This window comes from Venatorbacter sp. C2-1 (assembly GCF_022832715.1).
GTDB classification, from domain to species: domain Bacteria; phylum Pseudomonadota; class Gammaproteobacteria; order Pseudomonadales; family Oceanobacteraceae; genus Venatoribacter; species Venatoribacter alkanivorans.
This window is the reverse complement of record NZ_CP094879.1, coordinates 1,176,652-1,200,654: the sequence shown is the minus strand read 5'-3', so window position 1 is coordinate 1,200,654 and position 24,003 is coordinate 1,176,652. Positions and strand designations below refer to the sequence as shown.

21 protein-coding genes and 1 pseudogene are annotated in these 24,003 nt (G+C 52.8%); 6 read left to right on the top strand and 16 right to left on the bottom strand.

What is annotated here, in order from left to right:
• Window positions 1-2 precede the first annotated feature (2 nt).
• The 3 genes from MT343_RS05455 to MT343_RS05445 form a co-directional block, all read right to left on the bottom strand.
• A complete protein-coding gene (locus MT343_RS05455; protein WP_145469132.1) occupies window positions 3-1,466 on the bottom strand; it encodes a DUF6160 family protein in 1,464 nt (487 codons plus the stop codon).
• A 1-nt stretch (window position 1,467) separates the two neighbouring features.
• Window positions 1,468-2,598 carry a DUF6160 family protein gene (locus tag MT343_RS05450; RefSeq protein WP_145469131.1) on the bottom strand — a complete coding sequence of 377 codons (1,131 nt, stop codon included), beginning with the start codon at window positions 2,596-2,598 and terminating at the stop codon, window positions 1,468-1,470.
• 344 nt (window positions 2,599-2,942) lie between these two features.
• Window positions 2,943-3,995 carry a DUF2333 family protein gene (locus tag MT343_RS05445; protein ID WP_145469130.1) on the bottom strand — a complete coding sequence of 351 codons (1,053 nt, stop codon included), beginning with the start codon at window positions 3,993-3,995 and terminating at the stop codon, window positions 2,943-2,945.
• Between the two features lie 150 nt (window positions 3,996-4,145).
• Between MT343_RS05445 and MT343_RS19530 the strand changes: the two genes are divergently transcribed.
• Together MT343_RS19530 and ccoG are read left to right on the top strand one after the other, a co-directional pair.
• Window positions 4,146-5,609 (top strand): sigma-54 interaction domain-containing protein, encoded by a 1,464-nt coding sequence (locus tag MT343_RS19530; protein WP_145469129.1) that lies wholly within the window; start codon window positions 4,146-4,148, stop codon window positions 5,607-5,609.
• A 156-nt stretch (window positions 5,610-5,765) separates the two neighbouring features.
• Window positions 5,766-7,166 (top strand): cytochrome c oxidase accessory protein CcoG, encoded by a 1,401-nt coding sequence (gene ccoG / locus MT343_RS05425; protein ID WP_186435912.1) that lies wholly within the window; start codon window positions 5,766-5,768, stop codon window positions 7,164-7,166.
• 77 nt (window positions 7,167-7,243) lie between these two features.
• Here the strand turns inward: ccoG and MT343_RS05420 are convergent, their stop codons facing one another.
• A complete protein-coding gene (locus tag MT343_RS05420) occupies window positions 7,244-8,728 on the bottom strand; it encodes an OmpP1/FadL family transporter (protein ID WP_145469127.1) in 1,485 nt (494 codons plus the stop codon).
• 344 nt (window positions 8,729-9,072) lie between these two features.
• Between MT343_RS05420 and tsaA the strand changes: the two genes are divergently transcribed.
• Window positions 9,073-9,813 (top strand): tRNA (N6-threonylcarbamoyladenosine(37)-N6)-methyltransferase TrmO, encoded by a 741-nt coding sequence (tsaA, locus tag MT343_RS05415; RefSeq protein WP_145469126.1) that lies wholly within the window; start codon window positions 9,073-9,075, stop codon window positions 9,811-9,813.
• Window positions 9,814-9,839: 26 nt separating this feature from the next.
• Here the strand turns inward: tsaA and tmpT are convergent, their stop codons facing one another.
• From tmpT to MT343_RS05395, 4 genes are all read right to left on the bottom strand, one after another.
• On the bottom strand, window positions 9,840-10,514 hold the full coding sequence (tmpT, locus tag MT343_RS05410; protein WP_145469125.1) for a thiopurine S-methyltransferase: 675 nt from the start codon (window positions 10,512-10,514) through the stop codon (window positions 9,840-9,842).
• 111 nt (window positions 10,515-10,625) lie between these two features.
• Window positions 10,626-10,982 (bottom strand): VOC family protein, encoded by a 357-nt coding sequence (locus tag MT343_RS05405; RefSeq protein ID WP_145469124.1) that lies wholly within the window; start codon window positions 10,980-10,982, stop codon window positions 10,626-10,628.
• 117 nt (window positions 10,983-11,099) lie between these two features.
• Window positions 11,100-11,669: a PhnA domain-containing protein gene (locus MT343_RS05400; protein ID WP_145469123.1), complete on the bottom strand. Its 570-nt coding sequence runs from the start codon at window positions 11,667-11,669 to the stop codon at window positions 11,100-11,102.
• A 498-nt stretch (window positions 11,670-12,167) separates the two neighbouring features.
• Window positions 12,168-13,013, bottom strand: a complete 846-nt coding sequence (locus MT343_RS05395; RefSeq protein WP_145469122.1) for a metal-dependent hydrolase — start codon at window positions 13,011-13,013, stop codon at window positions 12,168-12,170.
• A 339-nt stretch (window positions 13,014-13,352) separates the two neighbouring features.
• Here MT343_RS05395 and MT343_RS05390 point away from each other — a divergent pair, with 339 nt between their 5' ends.
• Both MT343_RS05390 and MT343_RS05385 read left to right on the top strand, forming a co-directional pair.
• The gene (locus MT343_RS05390; protein ID WP_145469121.1) at window positions 13,353-14,369 is read left to right on the top strand and encodes a helix-turn-helix domain-containing protein; all 1,017 of its coding nucleotides are present in this window, start codon (window positions 13,353-13,355) and stop codon (window positions 14,367-14,369) included.
• 132 nt (window positions 14,370-14,501) lie between these two features.
• The gene (locus tag MT343_RS05385) at window positions 14,502-15,998 is read left to right on the top strand and encodes an RsmB/NOP family class I SAM-dependent RNA methyltransferase (RefSeq protein WP_145469120.1); all 1,497 of its coding nucleotides are present in this window, start codon (window positions 14,502-14,504) and stop codon (window positions 15,996-15,998) included.
• A 169-nt stretch (window positions 15,999-16,167) separates the two neighbouring features.
• Here the strand turns inward: MT343_RS05385 and MT343_RS05380 are convergent, their stop codons facing one another.
• The 4 genes and pseudogenes from MT343_RS05380 to MT343_RS05365 form a co-directional block, all read right to left on the bottom strand.
• The gene (locus tag MT343_RS05380; protein ID WP_145469119.1) at window positions 16,168-17,115 is read right to left on the bottom strand and encodes an RDD family protein; all 948 of its coding nucleotides are present in this window, start codon (window positions 17,113-17,115) and stop codon (window positions 16,168-16,170) included.
• Window positions 17,116-17,179: 64 nt separating this feature from the next.
• Window positions 17,180-17,746: pseudogene (locus MT343_RS05375) on the bottom strand (IS3 family transposase); the annotation flags it as partial.
• 156 nt (window positions 17,747-17,902) lie between these two features.
• On the bottom strand, window positions 17,903-18,340 hold the full coding sequence (locus MT343_RS05370; protein WP_145469117.1) for a gamma-glutamylcyclotransferase family protein: 438 nt from the start codon (window positions 18,338-18,340) through the stop codon (window positions 17,903-17,905).
• Window positions 18,341-18,585: 245 nt separating this feature from the next.
• Window positions 18,586-19,227, bottom strand: coding sequence for a chalcone isomerase family protein (locus MT343_RS05365; RefSeq protein WP_145469116.1), 642 nt, complete (start codon window positions 19,225-19,227; stop codon window positions 18,586-18,588).
• A gap of 327 nt (window positions 19,228-19,554) precedes the next feature.
• Between MT343_RS05365 and MT343_RS05360 the strand changes: the two genes are divergently transcribed.
• A complete protein-coding gene (locus tag MT343_RS05360; protein ID WP_145469115.1) occupies window positions 19,555-20,877 on the top strand; it encodes a metallophosphoesterase in 1,323 nt (440 codons plus the stop codon).
• Window positions 20,878-20,903: 26 nt separating this feature from the next.
• On the opposite strand, the gene MT343_RS05355 is transcribed toward MT343_RS05360, so the two are convergent.
• From MT343_RS05355 to MT343_RS05340, 4 genes are read right to left on the bottom strand one after another with little or no spacing between them, the layout of a single operon-like run.
• Entirely contained in the window at window positions 20,904-21,530 is a 627-nt protein-coding gene (locus MT343_RS05355) for a hypothetical protein (RefSeq protein WP_145469114.1), read from the bottom strand.
• Between the two features lie 10 nt (window positions 21,531-21,540).
• Window positions 21,541-22,032, bottom strand: a complete 492-nt coding sequence (locus MT343_RS05350; RefSeq protein ID WP_145469113.1) for a hypothetical protein — start codon at window positions 22,030-22,032, stop codon at window positions 21,541-21,543.
• A 2-nt stretch (window positions 22,033-22,034) separates the two neighbouring features.
• Window positions 22,035-22,598, bottom strand: coding sequence for a hypothetical protein (locus MT343_RS05345; RefSeq protein ID WP_145469112.1), 564 nt, complete (start codon window positions 22,596-22,598; stop codon window positions 22,035-22,037).
• Window positions 22,585-23,964 (bottom strand): peptidoglycan recognition protein family protein, encoded by a 1,380-nt coding sequence (locus MT343_RS05340; RefSeq protein WP_145469111.1) that lies wholly within the window; start codon window positions 23,962-23,964, stop codon window positions 22,585-22,587. Before MT343_RS05340 ends, MT343_RS05345 begins: the two co-directional genes overlap by 14 nt.
• Between the last annotated feature and the right edge of the window lie 39 nt (window positions 23,965-24,003).

The window sequence follows — 24,003 nt, the reverse complement described above, 5'->3', positions numbered from 1 at the left end:
CCTTACTGGAGCGGTTCTATCCGGAAGTAACTACCCGGTTGCAGCGAAAGATTATTCATAACCAAACGGCCACTCTGCCCTTGCTGAATTAAACCATCACCGACACGAATGGCATTGATATTGGCATCCATACTCTGATTAAGAATACCGATATGCAGGCCTTTACTGGTCTGGTCGATGGTTTGCGAGACAGAGACATTATTCAGAACAACTTCGGCGGTAAGCGTTGGGTCAGGATCACCGCTGTTTACTGCAGGATCATCTTTAATAGTCAGATCAAAACTGGTTGTCCCTGCGATTGTCAGATCCATTTGCATGCCCTGAGCGCCAGCTCCCGGCAAGGTATAGAGCTGCTGCTCGATACTGCCGCCATTCAGGTTAAGATTCTCGATTGCATATGACCCCATGCTCAGAGATTCATTACTGCCATCTCCGGAGCTCAGAGTCAGCGCACCAATAATCAGATCCAGATCACTGACACCATAAATGGTGGCATCGATACCTGTTGAATAACCGTTATCGGTAAAATCCGTCTGATAGTTAATTTCACCATTAGTGCGCAGCTGGACATTGCGCATATTCAGGCGCTGATCTCCTGTGCGGTAAAACGCACTACCAATATTCAGATCTGCGTTAACAACACCTTTCAGACCATCGACACCAGGCGTGTTATTCGCGGCAATCGTCATATAACCGGTATTAATAGTAATATCGGAATAGCCCACATCGCCAAAGTTGTTTGCACCAAAAATGTTATTTCCGGCAGGGTCCAGCAGTGAAATATTTTTGATTTCAAAGCTGCCACTGGTTTCACCAAGCTCCAGTTTTAATTTGTCACTATCGCCGGTCAGAAATAACTCACTACGAAATTCCGATTGTCCGGTTGCAGGCAAAAATACAACATCAGAAGAAAAAGTCAGGCCATCCTCATCAAACTGATAGGTCAGACCACTACCCGCTTCCATCACTGTACGGAAAGCAATTTTAGAGCCGGCAACATCGTTGAGGAGTACCGTCTCCAGGTAACTGTTACCAACAAATTCCCAGACCGAGAAACGCATAGCTCCGAACAGAGTGCGCCCGCTAAGGGATATCTCACCCAACTCCAGATCCAGTGTATTAATATCGCTGCTGCGGATGCTGATGTTACCGCCACTGTCGATATCAATATCTGTACGGATTGTATCGACACCAATCATATTGCCTGCGCCATCAGTTTCGATGGTGCGTAACTTCAGACTGCCGATTTCCAGAAAATCTTTACCTTTACCGTCTTTATCGTTTTCAGTAAACCGGATGGTGCCTGTTGTCAGAAAATCACCATTCGGATCCTGTGTAGTCATTTCAATAGTGATACCCGACTGCCCGGATACGGCTGCCATAGACTCATCACCGAGAGGCTGCATCGCCATCACAGGTACAGTTACAGCAACAAAAGAGAGGTACAGCAATTTACGCAGCGCCATATTAATGCCCCTCAACCTGTAAATAACTGTTATTGGTCAGGTTCATCTGAATATCCATCGTGCCGATACTCACCGGATTTACAGCGGCAGCGACCTTATCGCTGCGCTGCAACGTATAATCCTGAACAAGAATATTGGCTGTAACACCGCTGGAAGGGTCAGTATTATCAAAATCAAAAACCAGCCCACGCTGACCATCAACATTCATACGCATGCCTTTGACGCTGAAGTCGCTTAACAGGCTGATATTTGCTGACATTTCAAACACATTCGGGTTGGGGTAAGAACCATCCACTTCACCGGCAATATACACATAATCAAAATTGGAACCCTGCTTCAGTACAGCATCCATCTCCAGACCGATTTCACTGGCACCACGAGCATTCTTAATCAGCAAATAACCGCCTGGAGTCAGCACAATATTTCGCAGAGCAATACTGTTAAGAACATCGTCGCCAACCCGGGCGTTATAGAAGTTAATGTTACCTCCGGTCGTTGTAGGAAGGCCCATACGCAAGCCTTCGCCAACTAAGTCGAAGGTAATATCCTTAAGGAAAAGACCACCGCCGTTTGCATCATAAGGGTCAGAAAAGTCCACCGTTGTGGTAAAGCGTGCACCTTCATCGTCAATGTAGGTTTCGTAAGACATCGAATTGGGAATATCCAGATCCAGCGTCAGGCCATTACCATCAAAGCCGCCGGCATACAGGTAAGTAACCATAGAATCGCCAGCGCCTATCTGGAAATTGCCCTGCCCAAAACCACCAAGGGAATATTCATTAATGGCAATGGATCCTATTTCCACTTCAACCGGCAGGTCACGGTTGGTGAACACCAGCGCCTTACGGCCACCAACATCTTTTACTTCAAGATCAACCTGAACCGGCCGGTTGGTTTGGGTGTAAACGCGGATTGGCGACATAGAAATACTGCCCACGGTGCCATCTGCACCCAGGCCGTCGTCGTCGATATAAGAAATGGAATCAATACGCGCGTCGTATTCCGACGTATAACGCAACCCCTGAGCCTGACCTGTCACTTCCGACAGCGAGCTTTCATCCAGCGCTTCAAGCGCAAGAGCAGGTGAACCGGCCATCATTGTGGCCAGGATGAGACAGCACTTTGATGCCATCTGACTCTCCCTAATTTTTTATTGTTGTTATACGTACGGACTAGCGGTGATACGAACGTGCAAGATACCAGAACCAAAACAGCCGTTCCACTTATATGCTGGACGATTGTTTTACTTCAAACACGAAAAAATAAGAAAAACACATTAATATTCAACCACTTAGATAGCAGCTAAACATTATGTAAAGTTCGCAGAAATTGGCCAGATTGCGTCAACCGGAAGCAGTAAGCTCAGGCGTCAGACAGGCAGAAAAAAGCATGGGTTACATGGCGCCAGAAAGTGGCCCGAGGCAACAAATCAGGAGGGGGTTCCGGGCGGATCTGGCCACCCGGAGATCTATAGAATCAGCCCTGCGACAACAGCTCGCGCAAATCCAGAATGGCGGCGTTGGCACGGGAGATATAAGACGCCATTACCAGAGAGTGGTTGGCAAACAGACCGAAGCCACTGCCATTAAGAATCATCGGTGCCCACAGCGGCTCCTGGGTTGCTTCCAACTCACGGATAATCTGCCGCAGGCTCACCAGTGCATTCTTTTTATCCAGCACGTCACGGAAATCCACTTCAATCGCACGCAGGATATGAGACAGCGCCCAGGCGGTACCGCGCGCTTCATAAAACACATCATCCAGCTGCGTCCAGGGGGTTTTCACTTCCTGATCATAATCCGCCGGCGTTGACTGACTGGCAGCACTGTCACCAGCCAGATCGGTGTTCAGACGGCGCTTGCCTACGGAAGCACTCAGGCGCTGCGACAAGCTGCCCAGGCGGGTTTCCACATCAAACAGCCACTGGCGCAGGTTATCGGCACGGGCATAAAACTGTGCCGTCGGTTCTTTCGGGTCAGCCAGGCGGTGCAGGTAGTTATCCAGTGCTTTCAGGCCGCGCTCGTATTCCGCTTCAGAAGAAGGAACTGCCCAGCTGTTGTTATCAAAGTGCAGCTGCGGTTCCGCCACCGACAGGTCTTTATCTTCAGTAGACTGGCTCTGCGAGCGGCTGAAGTCTTTACGCAGGGCACGGGTAAAGTCACGCACCTGAATCAGCACGCCGTATTCCCAGTTAGGGATATTGTCGAGCCACAAACCCGGCGGGAAAACATCATTACTCAGATAGCCTCCCTGCTTGTTTAACAGAGCCGCCGTCACTTCCATCAGCGTTGCGGTGGTGGTGAAACCAACCACCGGCTCAACGCCCATCGCCTCAGCACGTTGCATAGCGCGCTCGCGCACCGGGAACATATCCGGCTCAGAGCTCCACAGAAATCCCAGAACAATGCATACCAGCAGATACACCACCAGCCCCAGCAGTACCGCGCTGCGTACCACACCACCATCAGTCCACCAGTCCTGCAGACGCTCACGCATATCCAGAATTTTGTTCTGCAACTGCCCCTTCATATCTTCCTTTCCTTTGTCTGTATCGCAAAAAACAGCAGCAAGCCTACCCGCCACCGCCCGTTCGGACAAGCTGCACACAGCTGATATACTGCGGCAACTCAATTAGTCTGTACCGCTTTGGCGGTTAACCCTGTCAGCCGAGGCCAGGCCATGTCCGCCAGTCAGAATTCCCCAGCCCAGAGCCACAGCGCACTCAGCCACAGTGAACTGAGCCATCGCTATCAGCGTATTCTTGAGGCGATGTCTGAAGGTGTCTACGGCCTTAATGCTGCAGGCCACGCGACTTTTGTAAACCCGGCGGCCGAACGTCTGACCGGCTGGAGCCAGGCCGAAATCGAAGGCCAGAGTATCCACCGCTTTCATCATCACAGCCATGTGGATGGCCGCCATTATCCGCAGGAAGATTGCCCGATTTACCAGACCCTGCAGACCGGCATCACCGCCTACAGCGATCAGGAAGTCTTCTGGCGCAAAGACGGCAGCTGGTTTCCGGTGGAATATTCCAGCACCGCCATCATCGACAACGGTGTCATTACCGGCGCGGTGGTGGTATTCAAAGACATCAGTGAACGCCTGCAACATCAGCGCTCACTGCAGGCTGCCCTTGATCAGGTAGGTCAGCTGCAGCGCCAGCTGCAGGCCGAAAACCAGTACCTGCAGCAAGAGCTGCGTGATCAGCAGGGAGAATCGGAGCTACTCGGCCAGAGCGATGGCATGCTGCAGCTGCAGCACAGTATCCGTCAGGTGGCCCCTACCCCCAGCTGCGTGCTGATTCTGGGTGAAAGCGGCAGTGGTAAAGAGCTGGTCGCGCGCAGTCTGCACCAGCAAAGCCCGCGTGCTGCCAAACCCATGGTGCGGGTGAACTGCGGTGCCATGGCGGAAAACCTGCTCGAAAGTGAGCTGTTCGGCCACGAACGTGGTGCCTTTACCGGCGCCCACCAGCGCCGTATCGGCCGCTTTGAACAGGCCGACGGCAGCACTCTGTTTCTCGATGAAATCGGTGAATTATCCGCCGCCGCTCAGGTAAAACTCCTGCGTGTACTGCAGGAAGGTGAAATCCAGCGCCTGGGCAGCCAGCACACCATTAAGGTAGATGTCCGTATCATTGCCGCCACCCACCGCGATCTGGCTGCCATGGTACAGAGTGGTCAGTTCCGCTCCGACCTGTATTTCCGCCTCAATGTCTTCCCTTTGCATGTACCGCCTCTGCGTGAACGCCAGGCTGATATCCCGCTGCTGGCCACCCACCTGCTGCAGCGGTTGGCCAGCCGTCTGAACCGCAAGGCGCCGGCCCTGCAACCGGCACAACTGCGCCAGCTGATGAACCATCCCTGGCCGGGTAACGTGCGCGAGCTGGCCAACGTGCTCGAACACGGCCTGATTCTCAGCAGCGACCAGCTGCAACTGCCGCTGTTACAGAGCATGACCAGCCTGCAGGACCACAACGGGCAGGAGACAAAGCCACTCCCTCTGCAGGAAGCCGAGAAGCAGCATATCCTGCGCGCCCTGAACTATTGTGGCGGTATGATCGGTGGCGATAAGGGCACTGCGAGACTGCTGGGCCTGCCGGTTTCCACCCTGCGCTCACGCATGAAAAAGCTGGGCCTGCTGTAACAAAAAGCGACATATCGCATAAAACTATATATCGACTCCGGATATCGTTTTTGTATCTGAGGTAATGACCAAAACCCCAGTATTTATGCGCCCTGAATAACTGGTACGCCGGTTGCCATAGGAGCCTGTCAAAGATTTTCACAGGTTCTGATGGTTATGATCCCCCGCATTCCCCTGCTCTCCGCTTTGTTCACCGCCGCCCGCCGCCGCCACGACAACCGTATCCCCCTGCATATGATTGACGAGCCGCCGCACCGGGTGCGTCTGGCCAGCGGCCTGTTCCGCAACTGGCGCCGTGCTGTTGGCTGGCCGCTGCTGGCAGTGTTCTTTATCACCCCATGGCTCAGCTGGCAGGGCAAACCTGCGGTGTTTTTTGACCTCAATGCTCAGCAGTTTCATATCGGCGGCTGGCTCCTGTGGTCGGAAGATCTGTTGCTGCTCAGTGGTCTGCTGATCGGCAGTGCCTTCGCCCTGTTTTTTGTTGCCATGTACGCCGGCCGCCTGTGGTGTGGCTTCAGCTGTCCGCAGACAGTGTGGACCTTTATGTTTATCTGGCTGGAAGAGAAAATCGAAGGCTCACGCCAGATGCGCCGCAAGCTGGATCAGGGGAAAGGGAGCCGCCAGCAGAAGGTTCGCCGGGCACTGAAGTTTGTTGCTTGGGGACTGCTCAGTCTGGCGACCGCCATAACCATCATTGCCTACTTCTACCCGCTGGCGCAGTGGTGGAGTGATGTTATCCAGGGAGATATCAGCAGCGTCGCTATGTTCTGGCTGATCCTGATCAGCACCCTCACCTTTCTCAACGCCGGCTGGCTGCGCGAATCCGTCTGCACCCATATGTGCCCCTACTCCCGCTTTCAGTCGGTGATGTTCGATAACCAGACCCGCACCGTACGCTACGACAGCGCGCGTGGCGAACCCCGGGGTAAGCACAACCCTGACAATACCAACAGCGGCGGCGATTGCATCGACTGCGGTCTGTGTGTGCAGGTCTGCCCGACCAATATTGATATCCGTGACGGTCTGCAGATTGCCTGTATCGACTGCGGTGCCTGCATCGATGCCTGTGACAAAGTAATGCTGCAGATCGGCCGTGCCACCGGACTCATTACCTATCAGCCGGAGCAACAGCTAAGCCCGCTGCAGCGCTGGCGTCTGTGGGGTTATGGCGCACTGGCACTCAGTGCCTTTGCCGTCATTCTGGTCACCACACTGCTGCAACCGCCATTGAGTGCCAGCCTGGAGCGCGACCGCCTGGCTCTGTACCAGCTGACACCGGACGACACCCTGATTAACCGCTACACCCTGAAGCTGCACAACCGCAGCCAAGACGCTATGCAGCTGACGGTTTACGATCAGCAGCAGATCCTGTTGCACACCACCCTCAGCGCCGGTCAGCGCGCCGCCCACAGCCTGGATATCGAGCGCACCACCGACACCCCAAGCCAGGCGCTGGAGTTACGTATTGAAGACCAGCGCAGCGGCTATCAGCAGGAACTGCCAGCGCGCTTTACCAACCCCAGAGTGCGTACCGCCAGCCTCGCGGCAAACAATTAAGGGCCTGATCAACGCCCACAAAAAAGCCCGTATGGAGTTCCATACGGGCTTTTTTTAAGACCGGTTAAAAGCGTCTGTTACATACGATAGTTTGCCTGGAAAGACAGACCCAGTGCATTCACATCAAACTCACCCTTCAGGTTGTCGGCGCCTTTCTGCTCATCGTCCAGATCGTAGTTGTACTCGTCGATCTTGGATTTATCGATAAACAGGTACGCCACGGCCGCATCAAAGCTCCAGCTGTCGTTCAGGTTGTAGGTGGCACCTGCTGTCAGCCACTGACGGTCGTTATCCGGTACACGCGCAGTACGGTGCTCGTCCTTAACCGGTGAAGCGTCAAAGGCGTAACCGGTACGCAGCGTCCAGTCCTGATTCAGGCTGTACTCAGCACCCACAGAGTAAGACCAGGTGTCATGCCATTTTTCAACGATATGGCCAACGTAGTTCTCACCCAGACCACTCAGGTCATCGATGATGCCGGACTTGGTCGCGATCACATCGAAGTATTTGAACGAAGACCAGTCAGTCCAGGTGGCACCGGCCAGCAACTGCAGACGGTCATCCAGCTTATGCGCGATACTGAAGGTCGCAGAACGCGGGCCGGTCAGAGGTACACGGGAGTCCTGCTTATCGACTTTACCGGTGTATGTGTTGGCCGGATTGTAACTGCCAGTTGCTGCGGCAATAGCTGCATCCGCCAGAACAATACCGTTGTCATCCGGATCCAGTAGTGGATGACCTTTCAGGTCTGCATTGTAAACTTCAACGCCATTAGACTGCTTAAACTCAGACTTACCTTCCAGATCAAAGTCGATCTCAGAGCGGTAAGCAAAGCCCAGTGTGGTCGACTGGCTGGCATCCCACATTACACCGAAGTTCCAGCCATAACCGATATCATCGCCTTTGACTTCAAACTTGTTTTCGTAACCTTTGTACTGAGGATCGGTAGCACCAGGAGCGCCATAAGGAATCAGATCCAGTTCTTTGCTCAGCAGACCCTGAGCGTAAACAATATCAATACCCACACCGAATGACAGGGTATCGCTCAGCTGATAAGAGAAGGTTGGCTGAATATCAATGGCAGACAGCTGAGTCTCATCGGCAAAACCGCCGGCCAGAGAGCCGCTTTTGTAATCCGTTGCGGTACCGAACGGCGCGAAAATGCCCAGACCCACGGCCGCTTTGTCATCCAGCTTGTGCACGATATAGCCAAACGGAATGACTTTATCCGGCATAAAATCGCCACCGTCGTTATACACACCGGCTTCAGCAGTATCGCTGGTCACCATACCAGTCGGGTTGGTGCGTACACCTTCAAAACTGCCTTCCAGCTGCAGATAGGTAAAACCAAAGCTGGCCTGGGAGCGCTCAAGACGGCTCATACCGGCCGGGTTAAAGAACACCACAGAAGCATCGTTGGCAACCGCTGCGCTGCCGGCAAAGGCACGGCCGGCGCCACTGGCGCTTTGCTCATTAATTTTAAAACCGGAAGCCTGAACACCGGCGCTGAACAGGGAAGCTGCCGCTACGGCAACCGCCAGAACGGATGGTTTATTGAACATCAGAACACCTTGCTGAAACGCTATGTGAGCCGCCCGGTCAGGAGAACCCCACAGGCGGAATAACCGACGGATTTATTACTGTTCGTCGAATGCGGCGGCAGTATGCCAGCACAAAAACGGCCAATTTGTATCAGATGGTAATCATTAGGTAACTTATTGAAACAAATTAGGCTTCAAATAAATTTTTTGAACATCCATGTTCAGTATTGAAAAAAACACCACGGAACCTGTGCGCCATTGCAGGGTCGGCGCAACGCCAGCACAAGCTCTGCACAAAATCATGGCGGGGTCGTATGCGCGAACCGACCACAGGTATACTGCCGCTTTTTCCGGAATAATCTGTCATGAGCCCAGCAGCCATACATTCTGCAATCGGCCCCACCAGCGTGCAGCCAGTTGCCATTGCGCGTACGCCGTTTGCCGAAAAGTTTGCCATTCCGCGCCAGCCACAACTGGCACTGGCTGCACGGGCGGTGATTGAGCTGCTACCACCTTACAATCAGCCGGAAGCCCTGCTTGGTCTGGAGCAGGTCAGCCATATCTGGTTGCTGTTTCAGTTCCATCAGGCACCGGCCGATGATCCTGCAGCACCGCGGCTGCGGGTACGGCCACCGCGTCTGGGCGGCAACGAGAAACTGGGAGTATTCGCCACGCGCAGCACCCACCGCCCCAACGGTATTGGCCAGTCAGTGGTCAGGCTGGAAAAAGTGGAAGGCACGCGATTATGGGTATCCGGTGTCGATCTGCTCGACGGCACTCCTATCCTGGATATCAAACCCTATGTCCCCTACGCCGACAGTATTGCCGGTGCCCACAATGGCATCGCCAGTGAGGCACCGGTCACCGTCAGCGTCAGCTGGCAGCCAGACGCATTGGCGGCAGCACAACAACAGGCGAAAAGACTGGGGGAAGACGTTGTGGCACTGGTGGAACAGTGCCTGGCTCAGGACCCAAAACCGGCTTATCAGCAGCCGGATGAGAGCCGCCGTTACGGTGTGCGTTTCTGGGATATCAATGTGGTCTGGCATTACCCGCAAAGCGGCGGGATTTGTGTTCTGTCGGTTGAGACTGACGGAGCCGTATAAGCTCCGCCACAGCCCGACATCCGCACTCAGCGTAAAAAATACAGCCGCTGTTTAAAGGATGTCAGGCCACGGGCCTTAAAGCGCGGCTCTTGCTCGATCAGCTCCCGCTCTTCCGCCAATGTCAGCGTATACAACGCATCGTAGTGAGCATGTACTTCGGCGTCACTGAGCGCAAACGGCGGGCCGTCCATCTGACTCTGATCATAATCGAGGGTCACCAGCATCTGTGGCGCACCATGACTGAGAGCATGCAGATGCTGGCTGTATTGCCGGCGCATACTTTCCGGTAACGCCACCAGTGCCGCACGGTCATACACCGCATCGATATCGCCACCCAGCTCACGCTGCAGCAATTCCCGGCTGACGTTAAAGAAATCACCGGCAATCAGTAATACGCCGTCGCCACGATAAAACACCTGCTCGCCTTCACGGTTTTTTTCAATGGCAATGTCCAGTTCCGCAGTCAGCTGAGCGGCCAGTTCGTCCAGCGCAATTTCACTGAGTTCAATACCGACCACGCCATAACCAGCCTGACGCAACCAGAACAGATCCAGCGTTTTTCCACACAGAGGCAACAACACTTTGCATCCTGTGGCCAGATGCATATCCGGCCAGTATTTCAGCAGGACTTTATTCACCTCGTCGAGGTGAAAACCAATCTCTTTTTTTGACCATTTGTCGTGCCAGAATTCGCTGTGCATGAATACCCCATCTGCCAATCTCAACACGCCGACAATGCGGCGCAAAGGTTGTTTATAACCGATCAGACATACCGATTCCAATCCGACTCTGGTCGTTCTATGCCGGTCGGCCTATTCCGCTGCTTTATCCGACCAGACCGCCAGCTCATTGCCACCGGGTTCTGAAAAATGAAAACGCCGGCCACCGGGAAAGCTGAATACCGCCTTTGTTATTTGCCCGCCAGCCTCTTCTACCCGTGCCAGACAATGTTCCAGCTCCGCAGAATAAAACACCAATAATGCACCGGCGGCCGGCGCTTTTTCAGGGTCCAGATAAAAACCACCATCCAGTCCGGCTTCGGCTGCAAAAAAAGCACAGTATTCCGGGCCATAGTCCTGAAATGTCCAGCCAAAAACCTGTTGAAAAAAGGTTTTACTGGCCGCCAGATCGCGGCTGGAAAATTCGACGTAATTTAATTTTTCCTGCATACATGCTCCCTGTATCAGATACTGTCTGACTGTGAATAAAGTCCATCACCATAGCCTGAATAACGGCCACAAAAAAGCCGGAATAAATCCGGCTTTTGAGACGATCAATTTCGTAACTCAGGCTTTTTTGGTGTAAGCACTGATAATCACAATACGCGTACCGTTTACCCGGCCTTCAATATGCTCCGGGTTATCAGTCAGGCCAATACCACGCACCATGGTGCCGCGCTTGGCAGTAAAGTTGGCGCCTTTTACATCCAGGTCTTTGATCAGGGTGACGTTATCACCGGCCCGCAGCACAGCACCGTTGCTGTCACGGGTTGGTTCACGGTCATCATCGGCCGCTGCGGCACTGGTTTCTGCCCATTTGCGGGTGTCGTCTTCCATATACATCACATCCAGCAGATCCTGCGCCCATGGCTCGGCCGACAGACGCTTCAGCATACGGTAAGCCAGCACCTGTACCGCAGGAACCTGGCTCCACATGCTGTCATTCAGGCAACGCCAGTGGTTAGCATCCGGCTCACCGCCTTCAACCTGGGCTTTGCAGGTAGCGCAGAGAACAACACCGCTGTCGACGGTCAGCTGGCTGTGCGGCGGCACCAGAAACGGAGAAAGATCGTTGGCAGAAGTACACAGCTCGCACTGATTAGCCGCGCGCTGCAGCAGACTTTGTTCGATGGACATAAGCATTACCCTTAGGGCCTGTTAGCACTAATTAAACAGGCCTGTTATTGGCTAAAAATTTCTCAAACAAGGCGCTGAGAGTGTGGCCTAACGGGTTAAGCGAACGAACAGCAACGCTGGATGAGGAATTTTTAGCCATAACCCTTCGGGCTGAGGCCAGTTTTCCCCATTAACATCGTCGTTCGTCATTCATTTAGCCCGCTAATATCACTCCTCTCTCCTTGTTCTGAGAAAAACTGGCTCTCAGCAGGTCCGATTCACTTAGTGCTAACAGGCCCTGAATTAAGGCGGGCTATTATGCACAAAAACACCCTTTTTGTCGCCTGTGTCAAAAACTGTAAAGCCGGTTCAGGCTCTTTGCTGAGCCTGTAGCCCTGCTCCGCTTTTCACGACAGCACTGCCCGTATACGAAAAAGCCTGAATATCCTCAGCGGATATTCAGGCTTTCGTTACCTTCTGCAGACTGAACGGCAAAGGCCAGGCCGCTCAGGATAAACTTCAGTTCATCTGCAGAGCAGCAATATCGGGGAAGCGTTCCTGCCAGCCGTCGATCAGGTCATGCTGGTCGATATCCCACGGATGGAAGCCATCCTGAAAGAACAGACGCATCGACTTCAGGTTGTCACGCAGAATGCCTTTTTTACCCCAGAAGAATTTTGTCGCTTCAACCCACTCTCGCAGACTGGGAAAATGCCGGTCGGCTTTCAGCATCAGGAACTGATAGTACGCCAGACGTGAGAACAGGCCGATAATCGAAATAAACATCACGCGTTTGCGCAGTTTTTCGTTATTCACCTTCAGACGGTAAATATCGAAGGCCACCGCCTTGTGCTCGATTTCTTCCACCGCGTGCCAGATCAGCATCTGGCGGATGGTCGGATCAACGTCGTCAAGAATTTCCGGATTTTTCAGCAGGAACTCAGCCATGGATGCGGTGAAATGCTCCATCGCTACCGTGAGTGCCAGCTGACGGCCACGACCCAGCGTGCGCTTAAGCATGGCTACCCGTTTCTGTAGCCGGGCCGTAATTTCGTGCATCGGAAAGCCCATCTGGTCGATGGTATTATTCAGCCCTTCATGGGAGTGGCCGTGGTGTGCTTCCTGACCGATAAAACCGCGGATCTGCGCCAGCAATACCGGGTCTTTGATTTCGTTCTGATAGTTACGCACCGAGTGAATAAAGAAGCGCTCGCCATCCGGAAACAGTGCCGACAGCGCATAAAAAAACGTGCTGACCAGCGAGTTATCTTTAAAGGTGTACTTACGCATCGGCGCGGCGGTATCGAACGCCATGCGCCGTGGTTTGATTTCTACCGACTGTGATTTATTGTTGTGCTCAGTCATGGTGTTACTCCAGAGATAGAACAGGGTCTGCCGGCAACCTGAGCCTTATAACGCGACGGATCGAGGGAGGCTGCAGACAGGTCATTGCTGTAAGCGGCTACAGCGTCGTTGTCATTTAACATTAGCCGGATAAAAGTGCCCGGATAACAGTGGCCAGATAAGACATCCTGACATGCTCAGCACTATGACATACTCGGGCAACTGTCCCCCGGTGATAAGCTTGCAGTCTCCAGTGCAAAAAGCGCAAACGCAGTCGCCGGAGCAGATCCCTGACGGATACAGCAATACCGGCACAAAAAAGCAAAAACAATAACCGCAGAAACAGGCATAACATCAGGCATGAAGACCATCGGCACCGGCGCCTACAGCATCTCCTCCGACTATCTGATTCTGCTGACCGAACTGGCGTTCGAGCGCGGCATATCGGCCGCCGACCTGTTGATTGATTCAGGCCTGCCAGAACAGATTCTGTTCCAGCCCGGCGTGCCCGTTGGCCATGAATCCTGCCTGAAGGTTATTGAACGCTTCTGCCGCCTGACCAATGACCTCGGTATCGCGCTGGAATACGGCAAGCGCATGACCCTGTCCAAGCACGGTGCTCTGGGCTACGCCGCGCAGTACAGTGCCACCATGGGTGATGCGGCATTAAAGGTGATGCGCTATGTTGAAACCCGCGCTCAGATTTTCGAAATCGCCCGCGCCAGCAGCGAACATCACCGCCACCTGACCATTACCCCACGTTTTGATAATCCGGTTGCCGGCCCCTTTATTACCCTGGCCTTTCTCAGCAGCGTCGAAACCATCTGCCGCACTCTGGTCGGCAGCCATGGCCTGACGGCTGAAAGCTGCATTCGCATGGTCTGCCCGACCGATCTGGCACAGCAAAGCACCCTGCCGCATTGCAGCGTAATCGGAGAACAGCGCGACAACAGCCTGACCTGGCCGGCCGATGCCCTGGAACATCCGCTGCCCTTTTTTAACCCGGAGCTGGAAACCCTCGCCGAGCAGCAACTGCAGAACGCACTCACCAGCCTGACTCAAAGCGGCTCTGTCAGCGGCAAAGTACGGGAAATCCTCAACGACCGGCTGCAGGATATGCCCACCGTTGAGCATGTGGCCTCCATGCTCTGCATGTCGGCCGCCACCCTTAACCGCAAACTCAAAGCCGACAGCAGCAGTTTTCAGCAGCTGAAAGACGATGTCCGTTACCGCCACGCCCAGCGCCTGCTGAAGCAGGAAGATCTAGCCATCGACCTGATCGCCGAGCAACTGGGCTACAGCGACGCCAGTAACTTCGCCAAGGCCTTCAAAGCCTGGTCCGGCGTATCACCCTCGCAATACCGGCAAAGCGCCTGAATCCGGGCGGTTACAGCAACCGATAGCTAAAAAGAATTAAGATTCCCCCATCTATAAACTCTTTTAACTGGTCACACTCCCGGCTTTTCCGTATCTAAGGCCCCTTTCGCTCCGCAACGGCAGATACTCTCTATGCGCAAATCTCATGGCCCGGCCAAAAATTCCGGCTCCACCTTCGGAAAAAGCAAACAACGCCCGGCCAAAAGCCAGAGTTCGCGCCCGCCGCAGAAACAACGCCAGAGCCGTGCCGCTTCAGGTTCAGCTAATGGCCGCCGCGGCAGCGGTGATGAAGCCCGTATTATCCAGCTCTGGTCACAATGGCAGTCGCAGGCGGTAAAACCGCCGCTTGACCGCTGGCTGCGTGGCCAGCTGCGCGCACCGCGTCAGGCCGACAGCGCCGACAACAGCCGCGCCCTGAGCGAAGCCATGTTCAGTGCCCTGCGCTTTCAGCAACTGGCCTGTGCACTGGAAGATATGCTGAATGAACGCAACGGCGTCAGCGCCAGCCATGCCGCTGAGCACGACTGGCAGAGCTGGGATGAGCAATGGCAACCGGCCGCTGCCGATACCATGCACCCCAGTGCGTTCTGGTACTGGATTCAGCTGCGCAGCCTGCAGCCCTGGAATTTCGTGCGCATGGTGCGCCAGGACGAACAACGCGCCCACCTGTTTGCCAGCATCGAACATCAGGTAAAAGCCAAACCGTTATCCCCGCTTGCCCTGCTCTGGCACGGCGTGCGTCCGTCCTTTCTGCCGCTGCTGCAACAGCGCGCCAAACGCAGCCAGTGGTCAGACAGCGACCTGCAGCGTTTCCTGCAGATGCAGAATGGCTTTCCGCCGCTGTGGTTACGCATCAACGACCTGCGCCTGAACGAATTACCGGCCGATGCACGGGAGCTGAAAGCCCTGCAACTGCGCCTGCAGGAAGAAGGCGTCAGCGCCCAGCTGCGTGACGACCACCTCTGCGCCAGCGGTGGCCGCGGCGTAAACAGCAGCGAGTTATACCGTAACGGCGTGATCGAAATTCAGGATCTGGCCAGCCAGCAGATTGCCGCCGCACTCGATGCCCGCCCCGGCGATAAAATCTGGGATGCCTGCGCCGGTGCCGGTGGCAAAACCCTCGCTCTGGCAGCGAAGATGAACAACAAAGGCGCCGTAGTCGCCACCGATCTGCATCAGCACAAACTGGACGAATTAAAACGCCGCGCCAGCCGCGCCGGTGCGCGTAATGTGCGGACTTTTTTGTGGGATGCCGCTGCACCACTGCGTCTGCCACAGGAAATTGCCCGTCAGCAGGGCTTCGACAAAGTTTTGGTCGACGCGCCCTGCAGCTCCGCCGGAACCTGGCGCCGCAACCCTGATGCGCGCTGGCGTTTTAACAGCGCCGACAGCAGCGAGCTGCAGCAGATTCAGCTGAATATTCTGACCCAGGCCGCACCGGCCGTGCGCCCCGACGGTATGCTGGTATACGCCACCTGCAGCTGGCAGGTAAGCGAAAACGAAGACATCGTCAGCGCCTTCCTGCAGGCCAACCCGGCCTTCAGCCTGCAAAGCCAGCAAATGTTAGGTGCACCGGAAGATGACTGCGACTGTATGTTTGTAGCGGTGATGAAGAAGGCAGGCAGCTGAGCGGTTTTATAGCTGGAGTGACAGAGTGTCACTCCGGCTGAAGCTTAATTGGTTAGTGTTTTAATCTGTAATTTTGTAGCGATCGGGGCAGAGGGCTTAGCGCTTACAACAGAGGCGTGCCGAAGCGAAGCGTAGGCACGCCAGACAACAGCCGCTTGCGAAATTACGCTTACTCCGCACCTGCAAACTCACCAGGGTTGAAGTCATGTGTATGATTAGACCATTGAGACCAAATACCTATGTCATAACCGTAAGTAAGAGTTATTCTTAGGGCATCTTTATTCTTGGTCTCTGGATAATTCTTGACAACTATTGCCGCTAATTTACGGGCAAAATCAACATCACTAACATTATTAGATGAAAGAAAGACCTGAGCATTTACGTAGGTAGTTGTTTTAGTTCCTTCGTTTACGGAACTAAAGGTCGTTGTACTCGTAGTAATTGTGGCATAGGTTACTCCAGACTCATTTGAGAGAGCTGATTGAACGGTGAGCATATCTTTAAATAGTTCATTCTCCGCGAGTCTTGCTGTAAAGGCTGGGACTATTGCAGCAGCGATAAAAAACACTGCGACTACTGCTAAATGCGCTTTCCAGACTGTGCCAACCTCTTGCTTGTCGATATTGGCATTAACCACAAATGTGCCTGCTACAAGGTCGTGTAGGGACTGTCTAGTGACTCGGTTAAATATATATAAATAGATTATCGAAATTAGCCCACCAAAAATGATCAGTGAAAGCGGATACATCAAAAAAGAAAGCATCGCTTCACTCGAGAACTGAGCCCCATTTAAAGAAAAAGGGGTAGCTAAAACAATGTATCGAAGAGCAGACCTACTCAAGGATATTGTCTTGTTCTCCGAATCAACCACTCTCAGATTGAGGAGTTTTTTGCCAATAGTTTGACCTTCAAATAGCTTGCTGTTCATTATTCCGAAATAGATCAGTGCGATTACGAAACCTATAAATCGCCCCCAGCCACCGAGTTGAACAAATGTACTATCAAGAGCCAGTCCCAATAAAAAGCCTACTAGACCAAGAATCAGTGTATCGATGAAAAGGGCCCAGACTCTTCTCCAAAATTTCGCTATCCAATTTTGTTGTATTTCTTCAGACATTATTATTCCTTCATTGGTTTTCAAGGTAATCTTGTAACCCTCCCCGAATTAGTGCCATTCATTATTAGAGTATCTCTAGGGAGGATGCTTTCTCACGATACTCAACAGGCGTCATATCTCCAAGCGATTCTTGAGGTCGTTCTTCATTGTATTCCATCATCCAGCGACTGGTAATATTTCTTACTTCATCTAGGTCACTGAACAGATAATAATCCAGTATTTCTGTTCGGTATGTGCGGTTTAATCGTTCGATATAACCATTTTGAGTTGGCTTTCCTGGCTTGATAAATTCAAGCTTCACACCATGTTCTTCTGCCCACTCTGACAGTACCAAAGCTGTAAATTCCGGGCCGTTATCTGTACAGATTTGCGCAGGATAACCACGCCATTCTGCTATCCGATCTAATGTTCTGATTACACGTTTTGATGGGAGGTTGAGGTCTATTTCGATTCCCAGTACTTCACGATTAAAATCATCCACTACGTTGAGCGTTCTGAACTTTCTTCCGCACTTCAGAGCATCGCTCATAAAATCCATAGACCAGTTATGGTTCTCTGCATCTGGTACAGCCAGAGGTTGAGGATAACGGCTCGGTAAACGCTGTTTACCTTTTCTCCTCATATTCAGTTGGGTTCTACCCCATCATCTATTTACATTCAGAGTTACGAGATCGCCCACAAGAAAGCCGCCACTCATTGCTGAGCAGCGGCTTTCTTTACAGGCCATTTGGTGGGCAGTGCCCACCCTACCCGCTGATTAAAAAACCGTTAAGCCGTGAAGCGTTTTTCAGTAACCCGCCAGCAGCTCCAACCCCGCCACAGAACGGTTATAACGATACACCCAGGCGCGTCTCGTCAGCGTCCGCTGACCATTTTCCGCCATAACCTGCACCGGGCAGCGCACGCGCTGATATTCATGTGGTTGCGGAAACGCCGGGCTGCATTCTTCATAGGCATCCAGCAATGGCAACAGAGTCTGCGGCTGGCGTAAGGCGTACAGGTCGCCATTGATCCAGTCACCGCGCGGATCACAGATCAGCCCCGGATAATGAGCCACACGATACAGACGGCCACGGATCTGTGCCGGCCCGCACCAGCGTGCCTGTTGCTGCAATGCGCGGCGCAATTGCCGTAATGCCTTTTTATCGGCCGTAGCAGGCCACTTCGATTCATCCGCCAGCCAGTGCTGTTGCAGAGTACCGTAGACAAACAACCAGTCGTTCATGGCTGACTCTCAGAATTTTGCCTGCAGTGTAAAACGTCAAACCTAAAAAGAAAAATCGCGTCAAAGAAAAATCGCGTAAAAGAAAGCAGCGAAAAAGAACAACGAAGAGAAACAGAGGGATATTGATGCCAGACGGTGTACGGCTGCACACCGTCCGGATTAAGCACAGGAAAGGCAATTATGCATTCCTGTTTTTTATATGCTGCTATTTATGAGCGGCTATTTATATGCGCCATCATGCGCAACTACTCGTGCGCAATCAGGGCATTTTCGGTACCCAGAATTTCCGCTTTAAAAGTTTCGCTGAATGGCTTGGCGCCAATCCAGATTCCCAGAAAGGCATCAAATAAACGCTTGCTGGCAATCACACCGCGCACTTCATTTTTAACAATAATGCGGGTGCCAACACCGGGAACGTATTCGACGTGGGTTTCGTCACCACTTTTCATGCTGACATCGAACATCTCAATTACTTCGTCAATCGGCGCACCTAATGCCTCGGCTTCTTCGTTGCTGAGGTTCAATGCATCGTATAAGGCTTTAGCAACACGACGGCCGCTGGCACGCGGCAGCAGCGTGTGGAATACCATGCGTTTGTAGCCCTCATCATTAATCACGGCCTGTTCAGAGCGTCCCGGGTTCTGCATATACAGCAGGCCCACATACATATCGACCACGTAATAGTATTTACGCACCGAGGCGCCATTCAGTGTCATCTGTGGAAACTCACTGGTCGCTTCCAGCACATCGGGGAATTCGGTATCGGCAATGGTCCGTGCCTGTACCTGCACTGACAGCATTAATATCAGTACCGAAAAACAGGCCGCAACAGCAATGCGGGGTTGGAAATTACAAAGGCGGGAAAAAGCGGCTGAGAATATTTTCATACGACACTCCTTATCATTATTAACGCCCGATTATGTCCTGTAAGGAAAACCCACAGATCACAACAGGCAACACTGGCAACATCCTTTACCAGCATTTCAGCCCTGCACTCTAACCACTCCGGAGTATGACCGCAAGACCGCACTTGTAAGCCTTTAGCCTGACGGGTATGGGGAGGTTTCCCTTAAATTCTCCTTCTTATTCCTGATAAAAACCGCATTAACTACCAGAAATACGGATTAGCGTGAGCCAAACAGACCCCCACTGTCATCCATTCTCTGCATTACCCATGCTACAACAGCGGGCAATTGCTTTAACCGGAGAATGAAATGACACTGCGACTGCAATACGGCCATAAGAAACTGCGCACTTTTTTACTGGTATCCACTGTTTCTGCACTGCTGGCGGCCTGTCAGAACAAACCGATGACAACCACCAATGTGCAGCAAAATCAGCCATTCAACAAAGTACCACTGGCTGATACGCAGCAACCCGTTGCTTTTATTGCCTTTGGTGACAGCGGTTACCACTATGATTACCCAAAACAGGCGAGCTTAAATAACCCGCAAACCCGCCAGCAATTCCTGCTCAGTGAACGCGCTGCCTGGGAAAAGAAGGGTCTGCCACCCGCAGATTTTGTTGCACCGCCAATGCATCGTCTCAGTGGCACAGATTATGTCGTCGAACGCACCGGGCTGAATGCCGTGGCTGGCGCCATGACACAGTATTGTCAGAGCAATCGCTGTGATTTCTCGCTGATGCTCGGCGACAATATTTATCCGGCCGGTGGCGATGGCAGTGAGCGTGATGAGCAGCGTTTCCTCGATATTCTCGATCTGCCTTTCCGCCAACTGGTCAGCAGCCATGATGATTTCCGTATTTACGGTGTATTGGGCAATCATGACTGGCAAACCTCCCGCGCCGGTCGCGATGCACAGATTGCCTGGGCCAGCCGTAACGACAATAAAATGGTCTTACCACAACCCGGGTTTTATTCTTTTAATCGCGGTGATGCCGAGTTCTTTGTTATTGATACCAATTTATTGCTGGCCGGAACAACGGTTTTAAAAGACAAACTCAACCCTGACGGCAGCGAAAAAAAGCATAACAGTCTGGAACACTATGATGACTGGCAGAAACCACAGGGACAGGAAAAGCAGCAGTTAGACTGGCTGGAAAATGCCCTGAAGCAGTCTTCAGCACGCTGGAAAATTGTTGCCGGACATCATCCGCTCTGGTCATCCGGGGGCAGTAAATTTGAAGAGGCCCGCGCCCTGCGCCCGTTATTAATGCCTATGCTGTGCGAGTTTGCCGATCTTTATCTGGCCGGGCATGAGCATGATCTGGAAGCTCATCAGGATGACTGCCAGCAATATAACAGTGCAAACAGAAAAGAATTAAAACCACTGCCAATCATTGTTTCAGGTGCTGCGGCAAAACAGCGGCCAATTCATACGCCGTTTCAGGCATATCAGAAAAAAACCTATGCTGAATATCAGGAGCTGTGGTTGCAGGGCATGGTCTGGGGATTTGCGCATATCACGCTTGGTGATGATATTCAGGTAAGGATGATCACCACCCCCAATGATGAAAGTGGTGCCACCACAGAACAGGTTATGCTGACCTTTCCACAACGCAGCCAGCAACATTAACGGTATTCAATCGGCCGGACTGCGTCTTAAAAACGCAGCTCGGCACCGATTAACGCGCTGGTTTTATCATCGTAATTATGAATAAACAGATTGAGTGTGTCATAACCAACATGCAGCTGGCTGGCAAAACCTTCGCTGCCACCGCCAACGGCAGCGCCAACGCGGTAACGGCTGAGCGACTGTACGGCAATGCTGCGGTATTCTCCGGATAACGTATCCAGTTTATCGGCCACTGAAATCAGATTCGTGTTCAGCGCCTGGCATTGTTTAACCTGATCCTGATACTGAGTACTCAGCTGGCTATAGCGGTCGCCCAGCTGCGTCTGATCCGCCACCAGTATGCGGTATTTTTCCAGCTGCTGCGCCAGGTCAGCATTCTGCTGCTGCAGTGCAGCAATATCGGCACTGGCTTTACGGCTGTCATCCTGATTTTTCTGCAACAACTCAGTGTAATTAACACAGCCGGTAATGTTCTGAGTTTGCTGTACCTTGTCGGCAGGCAGCAGATAAACAACCTGACCATTAATGGTCTGCTGACTGAGATTTGCCAGTGTGATCAGCATTTCACAGGTAGTCTCTTCTGCCTGTACACTTTGCCCGGCAAAAACAGCGATAACACTGCTCAGTAAAGCCATCCTTGTTAAAACCAGCATATAGCCTCCGTCAGAGTTGTGAGGTTGCTTCCAGTTGTTTCAGTTTGGCCAGCGCATCCAGCACGCGTTGGTTTTCGTCCTGCAATGCATTGCGCTGCTCAGCGTGGTTGTTAACCTGACGGTTAATGTCTTCCTGCTGTTGCTGCAATGCCGCATCGCCACTGGCAAGATCCTGCTGGCGCTGCAATAACGCCTGACGTTGCTGCTCAAGTTCAGCCGATTGTTTTTCCAGCTCCTGATTACGCTGCTTCAGTTGCTCGCTGGCGTCTTTTAATCCGCTCAGCTGCTCCTGCAGGGCAGAACGTTCACTATCCAGTTTTTTTAATTTTTCCCGTGCTCGCGCCACCTGCCAAAGGTTCATCAACAGCAAAGCGGCGCCACCGGTAAAAACATACCAACGCACACTTTTCGGCAGCATCAGGCAAGCGCCGAGCAATAATACAAAGCCAATCACGGTATCCAGATGTTCGGCGAGCCATAAACCAATATGCAGCTTGTCCATGTTCAGGCTCCTTTATCCGTGCGGTTTTTGCGGGATTTTTCCAGTGCTTCAATAATTTTATGCAGCGGACCGCTGCCCAGACCAATAGCAATACCGGTCAGGCATTCTCCCAGCCAGCCGGGGATATAACGGCTGGAAAAATAGCCGTCATAGACGGCACCGCCGATCTGGCTGTTCAGTTGTTCGATTAAGGCAAATAAATTAATGCCCAACAGCAGCGCCAGCAATATACCAAGAATAATGGCCAGAATTTTACTGACGGCTTTAATCGTCAGCGAGCGCAGCGTCGCCGCCGATAAAGCTTCCACACCTTCCAGCCCCGGATAATCGGTGCGTAAGTAATCGTTGACCGCTTTGCTCACTTCCGCCTGAACACGTCCCGCCTGACGCAGACCATCCAGTTGTTCACTGAGACGTTGCGCAGTGCGGTTCCAGTAACTCTGATAGCCCAGCCGTACTTCAAAAAAATCGTACAGGGCTTTCAGAATTTCTAGCAGGCGCTCCAGTAATAAGGAGAAAAACAACGCACTGCAAAGCATAATTAATGCGGAATCAAAGCTGTCCATGCTGACCTCCTGCGCTGGTTGTGCTCAGGGCATAAATATAGGGTTTCTGGCGGAATGCCTGCAGCCCGGCCTGAGCTGCGGCGGATGTTTGCCAGGCGCTGCAATAGGCATCGGTACGGCTGAGTAATTCGGCAAAAGGAAACTGATTTCCCGGACACACGGTGTCAGCGCCTGCCAGTGCACGGTGCGGTACTACTGCCTGTGTCAGCACGCCGGACATCTGCGGATACAGATTCAGCCACAGGGCTATCACCCGGGCTCCGGCATCCAGCTGCGCAGCGGTCGGTTTCAGCGCTCCATAGCGGCCATCGCTGTTGGCAAAGCGGTCATGTTCCTGATTATGAAAATTGCCATGAAAGGCAATGCCCAGCGTGCGGTCATTGTGCCCCTTCGCATGATTACCCATACGGTCCCAGCGACAGAACGGGCGGATACTGCCATCGGGCATAATCACGCAGTGATAACCGGTAAGCCATTTTTTCTGCCCGATAAATTCATCCACAATGGCATTAAAACCCAACGCCGAATTCATCGCCGTGTGGTGTACAACAATCTGCTCCGGATCACCGCTGCGGCGGTGAACCTGTTCCAAACTCTGCGGATTAACGCCGCCGGCATAGTGAATATCCGGGCCGGCTAAAAGGCTGCCGCCACGATCATCGTTAGTCGCTGCGGCAACTTCCGGCGCCTGCGGTACAGGCTGGCAGTGTGCTTCTTCTCCCGGATCAACCACCTGTTGCAGTGCCTGCTTCTCACTGTCGGTTAAGCGGCGGGTGGTTAAAAACAACAGCAGCACATGCACCGGCTGACTGCCACCACCAATCAATAACCCCGACAACAGAGTGTCCAGCGATTGCAGAATGATGGCGTGCCAATTGCCCTGCCCCCACAGCGTTGGAATATCTGTTACGGTTTGTCCGGTAAACATCGCTAATAAATGCAGATCAAAAATACCGGCGAGAATAATGCCCAACCCCAAAGGGGCCAGTCGCATAAATAAATTAAGCGCAGCACTTTCTGTGGAGATAACGGGAATTGGAACAACGCTGATGGCCGTATGCTGTTCAAAAGAAGCGGTGTCGTTGTCTGTTCCGGCAGCGGAACTTTCAGCAGAGGCGGCAGCCGCTTTCAAGACCGCAACGTCGGGTGCATGGCCAGCCTGTAAATGCTGCTGAATAGCTGCGGCCTGTTGCTGCGCCGTTTTCAGCGCTGCCAGTCTGGCCGCTTCAGCATCACGTTCAAGAAAGAATTTGTTGGCGCGCTCTTTTACGTGCTTGAGAATTTCGGTAAACCGTTCGACCAGTAAGGCAGCACCGGCGGCTACCGTCAGGCCATTGATGAGCAATTCCAGAGGTACGGCTTGCATACATCCTCCCTGTGTATGAGATCGTTGCAGACAAGATAC

Coding starts and splice junctions, on each gene's coding strand:
- MT343_RS05455 (WP_145469132.1), bottom strand. CDS start 1,466: ATGGCGCTGCGTAAATTGCTGTACCTCTCTTTTGTTGCTGTAACTGTA.
- MT343_RS05450 (WP_145469131.1), bottom strand. CDS start 2,598: ATGGCATCAAAGTGCTGTCTCATCCTGGCCACAATGATGGCCGGTTCA.
- MT343_RS05445 (WP_145469130.1), bottom strand. CDS start 3,995: ATGAAGGGGCAGTTGCAGAACAAAATTCTGGATATGCGTGAGCGTCTG.
- MT343_RS19530 (WP_145469129.1), top strand. CDS start 4,146: ATGTCCGCCAGTCAGAATTCCCCAGCCCAGAGCCACAGCGCACTCAGC.
- ccoG (WP_186435912.1), top strand. CDS start 5,766: ATGATCCCCCGCATTCCCCTGCTCTCCGCTTTGTTCACCGCCGCCCGC.
- MT343_RS05420 (WP_145469127.1), bottom strand. CDS start 8,728: ATGTTCAATAAACCATCCGTTCTGGCGGTTGCCGTAGCGGCAGCTTCC.
- tsaA (WP_145469126.1), top strand. CDS start 9,073: ATGAGCCCAGCAGCCATACATTCTGCAATCGGCCCCACCAGCGTGCAG.
- tmpT (WP_145469125.1), bottom strand. CDS start 10,514: ATGCACAGCGAATTCTGGCACGACAAATGGTCAAAAAAAGAGATTGGT.
- MT343_RS05405 (WP_145469124.1), bottom strand. CDS start 10,982: ATGCAGGAAAAATTAAATTACGTCGAATTTTCCAGCCGCGATCTGGCG.
- MT343_RS05400 (WP_145469123.1), bottom strand. CDS start 11,669: ATGTCCATCGAACAAAGTCTGCTGCAGCGCGCGGCTAATCAGTGCGAG.
- MT343_RS05395 (WP_145469122.1), bottom strand. CDS start 13,013: ATGACTGAGCACAACAATAAATCACAGTCGGTAGAAATCAAACCACGG.
- MT343_RS05390 (WP_145469121.1), top strand. CDS start 13,353: ATGAAGACCATCGGCACCGGCGCCTACAGCATCTCCTCCGACTATCTG.
- MT343_RS05385 (WP_145469120.1), top strand. CDS start 14,502: ATGCGCAAATCTCATGGCCCGGCCAAAAATTCCGGCTCCACCTTCGGA.
- MT343_RS05380 (WP_145469119.1), bottom strand. CDS start 17,115: ATGTCTGAAGAAATACAACAAAATTGGATAGCGAAATTTTGGAGAAGA.
- MT343_RS05370 (WP_145469117.1), bottom strand. CDS start 18,340: ATGAACGACTGGTTGTTTGTCTACGGTACTCTGCAACAGCACTGGCTG.
- MT343_RS05365 (WP_145469116.1), bottom strand. CDS start 19,227: ATGAAAATATTCTCAGCCGCTTTTTCCCGCCTTTGTAATTTCCAACCC.
- MT343_RS05360 (WP_145469115.1), top strand. CDS start 19,555: ATGACACTGCGACTGCAATACGGCCATAAGAAACTGCGCACTTTTTTA.
- MT343_RS05355 (WP_145469114.1), bottom strand. CDS start 21,530: ATGCTGGTTTTAACAAGGATGGCTTTACTGAGCAGTGTTATCGCTGTT.
- MT343_RS05350 (WP_145469113.1), bottom strand. CDS start 22,032: ATGGACAAGCTGCATATTGGTTTATGGCTCGCCGAACATCTGGATACC.
- MT343_RS05345 (WP_145469112.1), bottom strand. CDS start 22,598: ATGGACAGCTTTGATTCCGCATTAATTATGCTTTGCAGTGCGTTGTTT.
- MT343_RS05340 (WP_145469111.1), bottom strand. CDS start 23,964: ATGCAAGCCGTACCTCTGGAATTGCTCATCAATGGCCTGACGGTAGCC.